Origin of the sequence: Paraburkholderia sp. CI2, assembly GCF_014201055.1 — a bacterium.
GTDB classification, from domain to species: Bacteria; Pseudomonadota; Gammaproteobacteria; order Burkholderiales; family Burkholderiaceae; genus Paraburkholderia; species Paraburkholderia tuberum.
In genome coordinates this window covers 66359-79222 of the sequence record NZ_JACHDL010000010.1, presented here as the reverse complement: position 1 = coordinate 79222, position 12864 = coordinate 66359, and the positions used below count along the sequence as shown (strand labels likewise).

Here is a 12864-nt window from a genome sequence, read left to right as displayed (position 1 = left end):
TAAACCCGGCAAAATGGCGTCGATTGATTCCTGAAGCGAGCGACTGAGATGGACACCCTCGTCAGCATGAAAGTGTTTCGCCACGTGGTCGAAGCCGGCAGTTTCGTCGGCGCGGCGGAGAAGATGGAGATGTCGGCGGCGATGGCGAGCAAGCATGTGATGCATCTGGAGCAGCAGCTCGGCGCGCGGCTCCTGAACCGCACCACGCGTCGCGTCGCGCCGACCGAGGCAGGCCGCGAGTACTACGAGCGGCTGAGTCAGGCGCTCACCGAGCTCGACGAAGCCGGCCAGGCGGTCGGCGCGGCAAGCGTCGTGCCGCACGGGCGGCTGCGGGTGTCGTCGCTGTCGGCGTTCGGCCTGAATCACGTGATGGCCGCGGTCGCGGACTACGCCGCGCAGTATCCGCAGGTCACCGTCGATATGACGCTGTCCGACCGCGTCGTCGAGCTGATCGACGAGGGCTTCGATGTCGCGATCCGCGCGTCGCCGGGCGGCCTCAAGTCGTCGTCGCTGATCGCGCGGCAGATCGCGACCGCGCATCTGGTGCTGTGCGCATCGCCCGCCTATCTGCGCAAGCATGGCACGCCGAAGAGCGTCGACGATCTCGCGCGCCACAACTATCTGCAGTACGCGGGCGTATCGGCGCTCGAAGTCGCGACCGGCGACGCGGGCTCGCGTGTGCGCCTGTCGGGCAACCTGATCGTCAATCAGCTCGAGGCCCAGCGCGTGGTCGTGCTGCATGGCGCGGGCATCGCGATGCTCGGCACCGAGGTGATCGGCAGCGATCTCGCCGAAGGGCGGCTCGTGCCGCTGCTCGTCGACCAGGTACCGCCGCGGGAGCTGCCGATCCACGTCGTCTACACGAGCCGACGGCATCTATCGGCCAAGGTGCGCTCGTTCGTCGATTTCCTGGCGGCGCGGTTCGGAAACGAATCGCTGTGGCCGTCGCTCGACGAGATCAAGGCGTTGGCGGTGCGATAGCGATTCGCGAAGCACCGAGCATACGTCGCCAATCGCCCGCCCCGCGCCCCGGCGACGTGTTACCCCGTTTCTATATACTGATTGTGAACACCCATCAGTTAAATGATCTGGGGGAGACATGACCGATCTGTCCACGCCGCAGCGTGCCGGCAGCCACGAGCTGCCCGTGGGCCGGCGCTTGCGCTTCGTCACCGCCGCCGCGCTGTTCGACGGTCACGACGCGTCGATCAACATCATGCGGCGCATCCTGCAGGCAAGCGGCGTCGAGGTGATCCACCTCGGCCACAACCGCTCCGTCGCCGAAGTCGCGACCGCCGCGCTCAACGAGGACGCCGACGGCGTCGCCGTGTCGAGCTATCAGGGCGGCCACAATGAATACTTCCGCTACCTGGTGGATTTGCTGCGTGCAAGCGGCGGCGAGCGCATCAAGGTGTTCGGCGGCGGCGGCGGCGTGATCGTCCCCGAGGAAATTGCCGCGCTCGAACGCGACGGCGTCGAAAAAATCTACTCGCCGCACGACGGTCAGCGGCTCGGTCTGCAAGGCATGATCGACGACATGATCGCGCGCTGCGTCGAAGGGGCGCGCGCGGCCGACGCGGCGCGGCCGACGCCGGTGCGCGAATGGCTCGCCGAGCTGGCCGCGCGGCCGTTGCCGCGTTGCGGTGAGGCCCATGCTTCGCACGCTGGCACTGCTGCTGGCTCGCGCCCCGCCGATCCCGCCGCGCCGATCTTCCGCCGCCTCGCGCAACTGATCAGCGCGTTCGAAACGAACAGCGTCGACGCCGCCGCGCGCGACCAGCTGACGACGCTCGCCCAAGCGCCACGCATCCCGGTGCTCGGCATCACCGGCACCGGCGGCGCGGGCAAGTCGTCGCTGACCGACGAGCTGATCCGCCGCTTCCGGCTCGACTACGGCGACACGCTGAACATCGCCGTGCTCGCGATCGATCCGTCGCGCCGAAAATCCGGCGGCGCGCTGCTCGGCGACCGCATCCGCATGAATGCGATCGGCGATTGGGGCGGCGGCGCCCGCATCTATATGCGCTCGATGGCGACGCGCGAGGCATCGACCGAACTCTCCGATTCGCTACCCGCCGCGCTGATGCTGTGCAAGGTGGCGGGCTTCGATCTGATCGTCGTCGAGACGTCAGGGATCGGTCAGGGCGATGCGGCGATCGTGCCGTTCGTCGACGAATCGCTGTACGTGATGACGCCGGAGTTCGGCGCCGCGAGCCAGCTCGAGAAGATCGACATGCTCGACTTCGCGAGCTTCGTCGCGATCAACAAGTTCGATCGCAAGGGTGCGCAGGATGCGCTGCGCGACGTCGCGAAGCAGGTGCAGCGCAATCGCGGGGACTTCGCGACATCGCCCGACGCGATGCCGGTGTTCGGCACGATCGCGTCGCGCTTCAACGACGACGGCGTGACCGCGCTGTACCGGCGCATCGCTAATGCGCTGCGCACGCACGGCCTGCGCGAGGGCGGCGCACGGCTCGGCGCGACCGAAGGCCTGCGCTTTTCGAGCAACCTGCACGCGATCGTGCCGCCCGCGCGCGTACGCTATCTGGCCGATATCGCGCAGACGGTGCGCGGCTATCGCGAGCGGGCCGACGCGCAGGCGCAAATCGCGCGGGAACGCTGGCAGATCGTCGAGACGCGCCGCATGCTCGGCGAGGCGGGCAGCGACGCCTCGTCGCTCGATGCGCTGATCGACCAACGCGGCGCCGCGCTCGGCGAGCGCGAACGCAAGCTGCTCGACGCGTGGCCGCAAACAGTGGCCGCCTATGCGGGCGACGAACATGTAGTGCGCATCCGCGAGCGCGAAATCCGCACCGCGCTGACGGTCACGACGCTGTCCGGCTCCGAAATCCGCAAAGTGTCGCTGCCGAAATTCGTCGATCACGGCGAGATCCTGCGCTGGCTGATGCTCGACAATCTGCCCGGCCATTTCCCATTCACCGCTGGCGTGTTTCCGTTTCGTCGCGAGAACGAGGACCCGACGCGCATGTTCGCGGGCGAGGGCGATCCGCAGCGCACGAATCGTCGCTTCAAGCTGCTATCGGAAGGCATGCCGGCCAAACGGCTATCCACCGCGTTCGACTCGGTGACGCTGTACGGTGAGGAGCCGCACGAGCGCCCGGACATCTACGGCAAGGTCGGCAATTCGGGTGTGTCGGTCGCGACGCTCGACGACATGAAGACGCTGTATGACGGCTTCGATCTGTGCTCGCCGGATACATCGGTCTCGATGACGATCAACGGCCCCGCGCCGACGATCCTCGCGATGTTCTTCAACGTCGCGATCGACCAGCGGATCGCGCTGGGCGAGCAACAGCAAGGCCGCCCGTTGACCGAAGCCGAACTCGCCGCAACGCGCCGCGCCGCGCTCGAAAACGTGCGCGGCACCGTGCAGGCCGACATCCTGAAAGAAGACCAGGGGCAGAACACCTGCATCTTCTCGACCGAATTCAGCCTGAAGGTGATGGGTGACATTCAGGCGTATTTCGTCGAGCACGGCGTGCGCAATTTCTATTCGGTGTCGATTTCCGGCTATCACATCGCCGAGGCCGGCGCGAACCCCATCTCGCAGCTCGCGTACACGCTCGCGAACGGCTTCACCTACGTCGAGGCGTATCTCGCACGCGGCATGTCGATCGACGACTTCGCGCCGAATCTGTCGTTCTTCTTCTCGAACGGCATGGACCCGGAGTACACGGTGCTCGGCCGCGTCGCGCGACGCATCTGGGCGGTCGCGATGCGCGAGCGCTATGGCGCGAACGAGCGTAGTCAGAAGCTCAAGTATCACGTGCAGACGTCGGGCCGCAGCCTGCACGCGCAGGAGATCGATTTCAACGACATCCGCACGACGCTGCAGGCGCTGATCGCGATCTACGACAACTGCAACTCGCTGCACACCAATGCGTTCGACGAAGCGATCACGACGCCGACCGAGGAATCGGTGCGCCGCGCGGTCGCGATCCAGCTGATCATCAATCGCGAATGGGGGCTCGCGAAGAACCAGAATCCGAATCAGGGCAGTTTCGTGATCGACGAATTGACCGATCTGGTCGAGGAGGCTGTGCTCGCCGAGTTCGAGCGGCTCACCGAGCGCGGCGGCGTGCTCGGCGCGATGGAAACCGGCTATCAGCGCGGGCGGATTCAGGACGAGTCGATGCTATACGAGCATCGCAAGCATGACGGCTCGTATCCGATCGTTGGCGTCAATACGTTCCTGAGCGCGCATCCGCATGAAGCGCCGCGGCCGCTGGTGCTCGCGCGTTCCACCGACGCGGAGAAGCAGAGTCAGCTGCGGCGGTTGCGCGACTTCCAGGCGCGCCACCGCGACGCCGCGCCCGAGGCGCTCGAACGCCTGAAGCGCGCGGTGATCGACGACGGCAACGTGTTCGCGGTGCTGATGGACGTGGTGCGCGTGTGTTCGCTCGGGCAGATCACCCACGCGCTGTTCGAGGTGGGCGGGCAGTATCGGCGGAATATGTAGGCCGCGAGCGGCCGGCCCGGCCCGCCCCGTTCTTCACCTCAGCGCGCGATGCCGAGCCGCGCCTTCGCGTCGTTGTATTCCTTTTTCAGGCGCCGCACGAGCTCGGCGACGTCCGGCACGTCGTCCATCAGGCCGACGCCCTGGCCCGCGCCCCAGATGTCCTTCCACGCCTTCGCCTTGTCGCCGCCGAAGTTCATCTTGGTCTTGTCCGATTCGGGCAGCGCGTCGGGATCGAGCCCCGCGTTCGCAATGCTCTCGCGGATGTAGTTGCCGTGCACGCCGGTGAACAGGTTCGTGTAGATGATGTCCGACGCCTTCGCGTTGATGATCGCCTGCTTGTAGCTGTCGACCGCGTGCGCTTCTTTGGTGGCGATGAAGCGTGTGCCCATGTACGCGAGGTCCGCGCCCATCGCCTGCGCGGCGAGAATCGAGCCGCCGTTCGCGATCGAGCCCGACAACACGATCGGGCCGTCGAAAATGCGCCGCACCTCGCCGACCAGCGCGAACGGCGAGGTGGTGCCCGCGTGGCCGCCCGCGCCCGATGCGACCAGAATCAGCCCGTCGACGCCGGCTTCCAGCGCTTTCTGCGCATGACGCAGATTGATCACGTCGTGCAGCACGATGCCGCCGTAGCTATGCACCGCATCGACGATCTCGCGTGCCGGCGCGCGCAGGCTGGTGATGAAGATCGGCACCTTGTGCTCGACGCAGACGCGCACATCGTGCTCGAGCCGCGCATTCGACTGATGAACGATCTGATTGACCGCGATCGGGCCGATCACCGCATCCGGGTTCGCGGCCTTGTGCCCGGCGAGTTGCGCCTGGATCTGCGTCAGCCATTCGTCGAGCAGCTCGGCCGGGCGCGCGTTGAGGGCAGGGAACGAGCCGACGATACCGGCCTTGCACTGCGCCAGCACGAGTTCGGGATAGCTGACGATGAACATCGGCGAAGCGACGACGGGTAGCGCGAGGTTTTGCAGAACGGCGGGCAATGCCATGGTGCGAGTCTCCAGATGGGGCCAACCGGTGCGACGTGCGGCCGGCGAATAGATGAGTTTAGCGGCACACGGCTTGCGACGTGTTGACCGGCGAATGCGTGCGGCAATCGAACGAAACCGACATGCCGAAGTGGTGGAAAATTTTTAAGAACGATCGTTCGATTATAGGCGAAGTGGACGACCCGCGCGCGGTAGGCCCGTTTGGAACGGTTCGAAGGAGTATTCAGGTTCCATGTCTGCGTGGGCTATCCCACCTCGCACGGACCTGTTGGCCTTCTACAATGCACGGACCTCAAACGATCATCGAGACGTCATGGCCTTCGAAAATTTCACGTCTTTTCGCGTCGCCGTGGGCGATGTCGACATTTTCGGAGTGAAGGGCGGCGCCGGGCCGCCTCTGCTTCTGCTGCACGGCCATCCGCAATCGCATCTGATCTGGGAACGCTGCGCCGCGCCGCTCGCGCAGCATTTCACGGTGATCGCAACCGATCTGCGCGGCTATGGCGCGTCGGGCAAACCGCCGAGCGATGCCGCGCACGCACCGTATTCGAAACGCGTGATGGCCGCCGACCAGGTCGCGGTGATGCGCCACTTCGGCTTCGAGCGCTTCCTCGTCTGTGCGCACGATCGCGGCGCGCGCGTCGCGCACCGGATGGCGCTCGATCACGCCGACGCGGTCGAGCGTTTGATGCTGCTCGATATCGCGCCGACACTCGCGATGTACGAAGCCACCGACCGCGCGTTCGCAACGCACTACTTCCACTGGTTCTTCCTGATCCAGCCCGAGCCGCTGCCCGAAACGTTGATCGGCGCAAATCCGGCCGCCTATGTCGACGCGGTGATGGGCGGACGTCACGCGGGTCTCGCACCGTTCGATCCCACCGCGCTCGACGCGTATCGGGCGGCGCTCGCGCAACCGGGTGCGGTGCACGCGATGTGCGAGGACTATCGCGCGTCGGCGAGCATCGACCTCGAACATGATCGCGCCGATATCGAGCGCGGCACCAAGATCGGCTGTCCGCTACGGGTGCTGTGGGGCGACAAGGGCGTGATCGAAAAATGCTTCGATGCGCTCGACGAATGGCGGCATGTCGCGCGCGACGTGAGCGGCCGCGCGCTATCGTGCGGGCACTATCTGCCCGAGGAAGCGCCGGACGAACTGGTCGCCGAGATGCTGTCGTTTTTCGAGGCGCTCGAACAATAAGCGCCGGGCTGCTTCGCGCGACCTTCGATTGACCTGCGATGGACCTTCGTTAGCCGAGCGGCGGCAGCCGTCGCGCGACCGGCGTCGACTTGACGATCGCCGTGCTGGTCTCCGCGCGCTCGGTCACTTTCGACAGGATCTCGTCGAGTTGCTCGATCGAATGCAGGTACAGGCGACAGATGAAACAGTCGTCGCCGGTCACCTTGTCGCATTCGACGAACTCCGGAATGCGCCGGATCACTTCCTCCACCAGATGCAGCTGCCCGGGCAGCGGCTTCACGCGCACTACCGCCTGCAGCGTGAAGCCGAGCGCGCGCGGATCGATCTGCACGGTGAAGCGCTCGATCACGCCCTGCGCTTCGAGCCGCCGCACGCGTTCGGCCGTGCTGGGCGCCGATAAGCCGACGACGCGCGCGAGTTCGCTGACCGGCTGGCGCGCGTCCTGCGCGAGCGCGGCGAGCAGTGCGCGGTCGGTGTCGTCGAGTGCGACCGGCGCGATCGATGCAAGGCGTTTGCTCATGATGGCCTTCGTTTATGAGGTGAAAATGCAGTAACGCTTAAGTTTAGCCATGTATTCGCGCGGGTGGATTAATTAGACTGCCAGTTATGCAGTCACAATCCGGGATCGAATCATGGCTTCAAACAAGGCTTCCGTCACGACCTCGAGCAGTTCGCCCAGCGACATCCGCCGTGGCGCGGCGGAGATGAGCGTCGCGATGCTGATGTCGGGCACGATCGGCTGGCTCGTCGTGTCTTCGCAGCAAAGCCCGTTCAACGTGGTGTTTTTCCGCTGCATTTTCGGCGGCGCGACGCTCGCGCTCGTGTGCGCCGTACTCGGCCTGTTCCGCCGCGAGCTGTTTTCGTGGAAGATGCTCGGCCTCGCGTTGCTCGGCGGCGCGGCGATCGTCGTGAACTGGGTATTGCTGTTCGCCGCGTATTCACGCGCGTCGATTTCGATGGCAACGGCCGTCTACAACACGCAGCCGTTCATGTTGGTCGGGCTCGGCGCGCTGGTGTTTCGCGAGCGCATCAGCGCATCGACGATCGCGTGGCTCGTGGTCGCGTTCGTCGGGCTCGTGTTCGTCGTGAAGGTCGAGCCGGCCGTGCTCGCGGTGCCGGGGCAGTATCTGGTCGGCGTCGCCTATGCGGTCGGCGCGGCGGCGATGTACGCGGTGTCGTCGATCATCACGAAGCGGCTGAAGGGCACGCCGCCGCATCTGCTCGCGCTGATCCAGGTATCGCTCGGCGTGCTGTTGCTCGCGCCGTTCGTACGCTTCGACGCGTTGCCGGCAAACGGCGCGCAGTGGCTCGAACTGATCGTGCTCGGCGTCGTCCATACCGGGCTCATGTACGTGCTGCTGTATGGCGCGATCCAGAAGCTGCCGACGTCGATGACGGGCTCGTTGTCGTTCATCTATCCGGTGGTCGCGATCATCGTCGACCGGCTCGCGTTCGGACAGACGCTCGCATGGATTCAGGTGCTCGGCGCCGCGCTGATTCTGCTGGCGGCGGCGGGCGTCAATCTCGGGTGGCGGATCGTGCCGCAGAAAAAGCGTTTATCGTCCACGTGATGCCGATTCGACATTCAATCGGATATTGCTACGGATCCCGGAATAACGCGCAAGCGTTCAAGCGCCTAACGCCGTTTGATGACAGATCATGTATGCATTCGTAAAACGTGGCGTCTAATTTCTGTAGGGAAATCACCGATGCGATGCAAAAACCCACACGCGTATCATCGACTGCGACGCTGATCACGTCCAACAGATGTTCCGCCGCTCGCTTCGTCGAGCGGTTTTCTTTTTGGGAGCACGGTTTTGCGTTCCGGTGCGCTTTTCCACCGCGCCGGTCGAACCGGTCACATCACAGTTCAACGCCGCGCGAGAATGCGCGTGCCGTCCACTTCGAGCGGTCCATCGTTCGCCGCTAGCTCCCCGATCATTCCCTTCAGCAATGCGGGCCATTCGCCGCGCGGCTTCAGCATCGACGCGGCGGCACGCATCACGGTCGCGTCGTCGAGCATGCGCAGCAGCGTGTCCACACTCATCTCGCGGACTTCGAGCAGCTTGAATACGATCAGCACCTTCAGCGCGTTCCTTGCGTTGCGCGCGGGATCGGCGCGCAACCAGGCGACGCGCGACATCGCGCGTTCGAGCGCCGGTTCGACTTGTGTGAACGGCGCGCCGTGGCCTGGGATGACGACGCGCACGTCGAGCGTTGCGATCAGGTCGAGCACGGCTTGCTGCTCGGCGAAGCCGCTTTCGCCTTCGAGTTCGGGAAAGATCACACCGAAGCCGTTTTCCCACAGCGCATCCGCGCTGATCAGCAAGCGTTCGTGCGCGCAATAGAGCATCAGCGAATGCGGATCGTGGCCCGGCGCGCCGAGCACCTGCCAGTCGAGCGCGCCCAGCCGCAAGCGCGCGCCGGGCGCGAGCGTGCCGGTGAAGCCGAAGCGCTCGCAGGTTTGACCGGTCGCGCGAAAGCTGAGGCGCGTTTCGTCCCAATCGCGTACCGCGTTTGCTTCCGATGCGGGGATCAGCGTGCGGCACGGCCACGTAGCCTGCAGCAGCGCGTTGCCGCCGCAGTGATCCGAATGCAGATGCGTGTTGATGATCAGATCGAGCGGCCGCGTGCGCAACGCATTGCGTACCAGCGCGACCGTTTGCGATGCGTGCGTCGCATAGCCGGTATCGACCAGCGCGGCGCATGTGTCGTCGACGAGCAGCACGTTGTTCGACGACAGCCAGCCGCGCTCGAATACCTGAATCGATGCGGGCAGTGCGATCATGGTGCGACCGTTCTCGCTTGCGCGTCCACGAGCGCGTCGGGCTTCGGCATCACGAGGATCGTCGAGGTACCCGTCAACATCAGCTCGCCGCGCTGATTGACCACCGAACCTTCGAGATAGGTCAGATCGCCGTTCAGGCTCGGCTTCCAGTGAGCGTCGCGCACACGCCACGTGATCGTCAGCGTGTCGTGCGCCTGCACTGCCTTCTTCAGCTTGATATCGAATTCGAGGCCGAGCGGTTGCGCGTAAGTAGAGAAATGCGTGGCGAGCAGCGCCATGAAATACGCGGTGGGTTGCGTGCCCGACGCGATCAAGCCTCCAAAGCGGCTTTGCGCGGCATACGCTTCATCGTGATGCAACGGGTTCAGATCGACGACGAGCGTCGCGAACGATTTGATCGAATCCACCGACAACTCGAGCGTCGAACTGAACGTCTCACCGGGCGTCACGATGCGCGGCGCGGCGTTCATTGCTTCTCCTTCGTCGTCGATGTCGTGCGCAGCGCCATTAACGTCGCGTGGCGCAGTTCGATCGCGTCCCACACCGCGCGCTTCGCGTCGTTGTCGAGCGTCGACCAGCCGGCGATTTCGTCGATCGTGCGCAGGCATCCTTCGCACCAGCCGGTCGATGCATCCATCCTGCACACGCTGATGCACGGCGACGGCACGCAACCGCCGTCGTCCGTGTCGTCGTAATCGTTGCCGCTCGCCATCGTGTTCAGGCCGGCTCGCGCAACGCGACATCGACGACCGGCGCGCCTGTGAGCGAGATCAGTTCCTGCGCGGTCAGATTGAACACTGCGTGCGGATGACCGGCGGCCGCCCACAGGCTCTCCAGCTCGAGCAGATCCGCATCGATCAACGTGACCGGCTCGGTCGCGTGACCGACCGGGCACACGCCACCGATCGCATAGCCGGTTTTTTCGCGCACGAACTTCGCGTCCGCGCGGCCGATCTCGCCGACCTGCGCGGCCACTTTCTTTTCGTCGACACGATTCGCGCCGCTCGCGATCACGAGCACCGGCGCGTCGTCTTCGCGGCGCCGGAACAGGATCGACTTCGCGATCTGCGCGACCGAGCAGCCGAGTCCGGCGGCCGCTTCGGCGGAAGTCTTGCCGGTTTCCGGCAGCATCACGATTCGCCCTGCGTGACCGCGTTCGCGCAGCAGCAGCGCGACGCGGCGTGCCGAGTCGGGCAGCGCGGCGAGATCGTCGGAGTCGAAGGACGCGAGGTCGTTCATTGTTTGGGACCCTGAATGAAAATGGATGCTGCGGTTATACGCAGGTGTTTGCTTCGCTGCGCGCCTTCGCGAGCAGCGCTTTGCCGGCGCGCGACACGTTGGACCGGCCGATCGCGTTCGAAATGAAGTCACCGATTTCGACCACTTGCGCGAGGTCGATACCGGTCTCGATGCCGAGGCCGTTCATCAGATACAGCACGTCTTCGGTCGCGACATTGCCGGTCGCGCCCTTCGCATACGGGCAACCGCCGAGCCCCGCGACCGATGCATGAAAAATCTCGACGCCTTCGAGCAGCGCCGCGTAGATGTTCGCGAGCGCCTGGCCATAGGTGTCGTGGAAGTGTCCCGACAGATGCTCGCGCGGAAACACGTCGGTCACGGCCTCGAACACTTCGCGGGTGCGCTTCGGCGTGCCGACGCCGATCGTGTCGGCGATATCGATCTCGTCGCAGCCGAGCGCCGCGAAGCGCTTGACGACGTCGACGACCGACGCGACCGGCACTTCGCCCTGGTACGGGCAGCCGAGCGCGCACGACACGCTGCCGCGAATCCGCAGCTTATGTTGTTTCGCCGCCGCGGCGACTGGCGCGAATCGCTCGATGCTCTCCGCGATGCTGCAGTTGATGTTCTTCCGCGAGAACGCCTCGCTCGCCGCGCCGAAGATGACGATCTCGTCGGCGCGCGCGGCGAGTGCGCCTTCGAAACCGCGCAGGTTCGGCGTCAGCACCGAGTAAATCGTGCCGTCGCGGCGCTCGATGCCGGCCATCACGTCGGCGCCGTCGGCCATCTGCGGCACCCATTTCGGCGACACGAACGACGCCGCTTCGACGTTGCGGAAGCCCGCCGCCGACAGACGGTTGATCAGCTCGATCTTGGTCGCGGTCGGCACGAATTCCTTCTCGTTCTGCAGCCCGTCGCGCGGACCCACTTCGACGATTTTCACTTGCTTCGGTAAGGCCATGATGTGTCTCCGATCCGATGCGGTTTGATCGCTGTCCCATCCGGGATGGGTGCTGCCGCGTTGCTGCAATTCAAGTCAGCCCGCACGCCTGCGACGCGTGCGGGCGCGGGTTTCACTCAGTAGCCGCGTTCCAGTTGCACTGCGCCGCTCACCTGCTCGCCGCGCATCATCGCGCCGATCTTGTCCGCGACCTGCGCTACGCTGTCCTCGCGCAACGTCAGCGCCGACGTGTGCGGCGTGATCGTGACGCGCGGCTCGCGCCAGAAAGGATGATCGGCGGGCAGCGGTTCCTCGCGGAACACGTCGAGCGTCGCGGCGGCGAGCTGGCCGCTCGCGAGCGCAGCGAGCAGATCCGCTTCGACGAGATGCGCGCCGCGCGCGACGTTGATCAGATATGCGCCGCGCGCGAGCTTCGCGAAGACTCGCGCATTCAGCACGCTTTCCGTGTCGGGTGTATGCGGCAGCAGATTGACGAGCACCTTCGCGCCGTCGAGGAAGCTATCGAATTGCGCGTCGCCGGCAAACGTCGCGATGCCATCGATCTGCTTCTCGCCGCGAGTAAAGCCGCGCACCGGCAGGCCGAACGAAGCGAGCGTTTGCGCGACCTGCGTGCCGAGCACGCCGAGCCCGAGCACACCCACCGTGAACGTTGCGCGCGGATGCGGCTCGAGCACTTTCCAGCGGCGCTCGCCTTGCAGCACCTGATATTCGTCGAAGCGGCGCAGATAGCGCAGCACCGCATGCGTCACGTACTCGGCCATCTGCGCGCCCATGCCGGTATCTTCGAGGCGAATCAACGGCACCTCGGGCGGCAACGTGCCCGGATGCGCGCGTTCGAGCGCGAGAATCGCATCGACGCCAGCGCCGAGATTGAAGATCGCGCGCAGCGTATTGCGTCCGGCCAGCATCTCGCGCGGCGGACGCCAGACCACCGCGAAATCGGCTGGGCCGGTGTCGCCGGGCTTCCATTCGCGCAGCTCGGCGGCGGGCAGAGCGCGCGCAAAGTCGTGCAGCCACGCGGCGGCTTCGGTGTGCGGTGCGTAGAAGAGTATTTTCATGCGGTCCGGAATGCGTCGGCGTCGATGTGGGCATGAGCGGGACGGACCCGGAGCGCGCGACGGCAATCGGACGACGCGTGCGGCATCGGGTCTCCTCCCGGTATGAACAGGCTTCATTCTACTTTTTCGACGCAAA

Annotated in this window: 12 protein-coding genes; 4 read left to right on the top strand and 8 right to left on the bottom strand. The window is 65.3% G+C overall.

Annotated elements, in window-relative coordinates; genetic code table 11:
- The first annotated feature begins 48 nt into the window (after nt 1-48).
- Together HDG32_RS15975 and icmF are read left to right on the top strand one after the other, a co-directional pair.
- A complete protein-coding gene (locus tag HDG32_RS15975; protein WP_184068717.1) occupies nt 49-981 on the top strand; it encodes a LysR family transcriptional regulator in 933 nt (310 codons plus the stop codon).
- A gap of 118 nt (nt 982-1099) precedes the next feature.
- Nucleotides 1100-4480 (top strand): fused isobutyryl-CoA mutase/GTPase IcmF, encoded by a 3381-nt coding sequence (icmF, locus tag HDG32_RS15970; RefSeq protein ID WP_184068714.1) that lies wholly within the window; start codon nt 1100-1102, stop codon nt 4478-4480.
- Nucleotides 4481-4518: 38 nt separating this feature from the next.
- Here the strand turns inward: icmF and HDG32_RS15965 are convergent, their stop codons facing one another.
- Nucleotides 4519-5478, bottom strand: coding sequence for a nitronate monooxygenase family protein (locus HDG32_RS15965; protein ID WP_184051266.1), 960 nt, complete (start codon nt 5476-5478; stop codon nt 4519-4521).
- Nucleotides 5479-5791: 313 nt separating this feature from the next.
- Here HDG32_RS15965 and HDG32_RS15960 point away from each other — a divergent pair, with 313 nt between their 5' ends.
- Nucleotides 5792-6682 (top strand): alpha/beta fold hydrolase, encoded by an 891-nt coding sequence (locus tag HDG32_RS15960; protein ID WP_184068711.1) that lies wholly within the window; start codon nt 5792-5794, stop codon nt 6680-6682.
- Between the two features lie 49 nt (nt 6683-6731).
- On the opposite strand, the gene HDG32_RS15955 is transcribed toward HDG32_RS15960, so the two are convergent.
- A complete protein-coding gene (locus tag HDG32_RS15955) occupies nt 6732-7202 on the bottom strand; it encodes an Lrp/AsnC family transcriptional regulator (protein ID WP_184062678.1) in 471 nt (156 codons plus the stop codon).
- A gap of 112 nt (nt 7203-7314) precedes the next feature.
- On the opposite strand from HDG32_RS15955, the gene HDG32_RS15950 reads away from it, so the two are divergent.
- Nucleotides 7315-8253 (top strand): DMT family transporter, encoded by a 939-nt coding sequence (locus HDG32_RS15950; protein ID WP_184068708.1) that lies wholly within the window; start codon nt 7315-7317, stop codon nt 8251-8253.
- Nucleotides 8254-8552: 299 nt separating this feature from the next.
- On the opposite strand, the gene HDG32_RS15945 is transcribed toward HDG32_RS15950, so the two are convergent.
- The 6 genes from HDG32_RS15945 to HDG32_RS15920 form a co-directional block, all read right to left on the bottom strand.
- Nucleotides 8553-9470, bottom strand: coding sequence for an MBL fold metallo-hydrolase (locus HDG32_RS15945; protein ID WP_184068705.1), 918 nt, complete (start codon nt 9468-9470; stop codon nt 8553-8555).
- Nucleotides 9467-9940 carry a MaoC family dehydratase gene (locus tag HDG32_RS15940; protein WP_184068702.1) on the bottom strand — a complete coding sequence of 158 codons (474 nt, stop codon included), beginning with the start codon at nt 9938-9940 and terminating at the stop codon, nt 9467-9469. The genes HDG32_RS15945 and HDG32_RS15940 overlap by 4 nt, the downstream gene beginning before the upstream one ends.
- Nucleotides 9937-10182 carry a DUF1289 domain-containing protein gene (locus HDG32_RS15935; protein WP_184068699.1) on the bottom strand — a complete coding sequence of 82 codons (246 nt, stop codon included), beginning with the start codon at nt 10180-10182 and terminating at the stop codon, nt 9937-9939. Before HDG32_RS15935 ends, HDG32_RS15940 begins: the two co-directional genes overlap by 4 nt.
- Nucleotides 10183-10187: 5 nt before the next feature.
- On the bottom strand, nt 10188-10709 hold the full coding sequence (locus HDG32_RS15930) for a YbaK/EbsC family protein (protein ID WP_184051277.1): 522 nt from the start codon (nt 10707-10709) through the stop codon (nt 10188-10190).
- Between the two features lie 34 nt (nt 10710-10743).
- Complete coding sequence (locus HDG32_RS15925) at nt 10744-11670, bottom strand: hydroxymethylglutaryl-CoA lyase (protein WP_184068696.1); 927 nt, start codon at nt 11668-11670, stop codon at nt 10744-10746.
- 116 nt (nt 11671-11786) lie between these two features.
- A complete protein-coding gene (locus HDG32_RS15920) occupies nt 11787-12728 on the bottom strand; it encodes a glyoxylate/hydroxypyruvate reductase A (RefSeq protein ID WP_184062666.1) in 942 nt (313 codons plus the stop codon).
- Between the last annotated feature and the right edge of the window lie 136 nt (nt 12729-12864).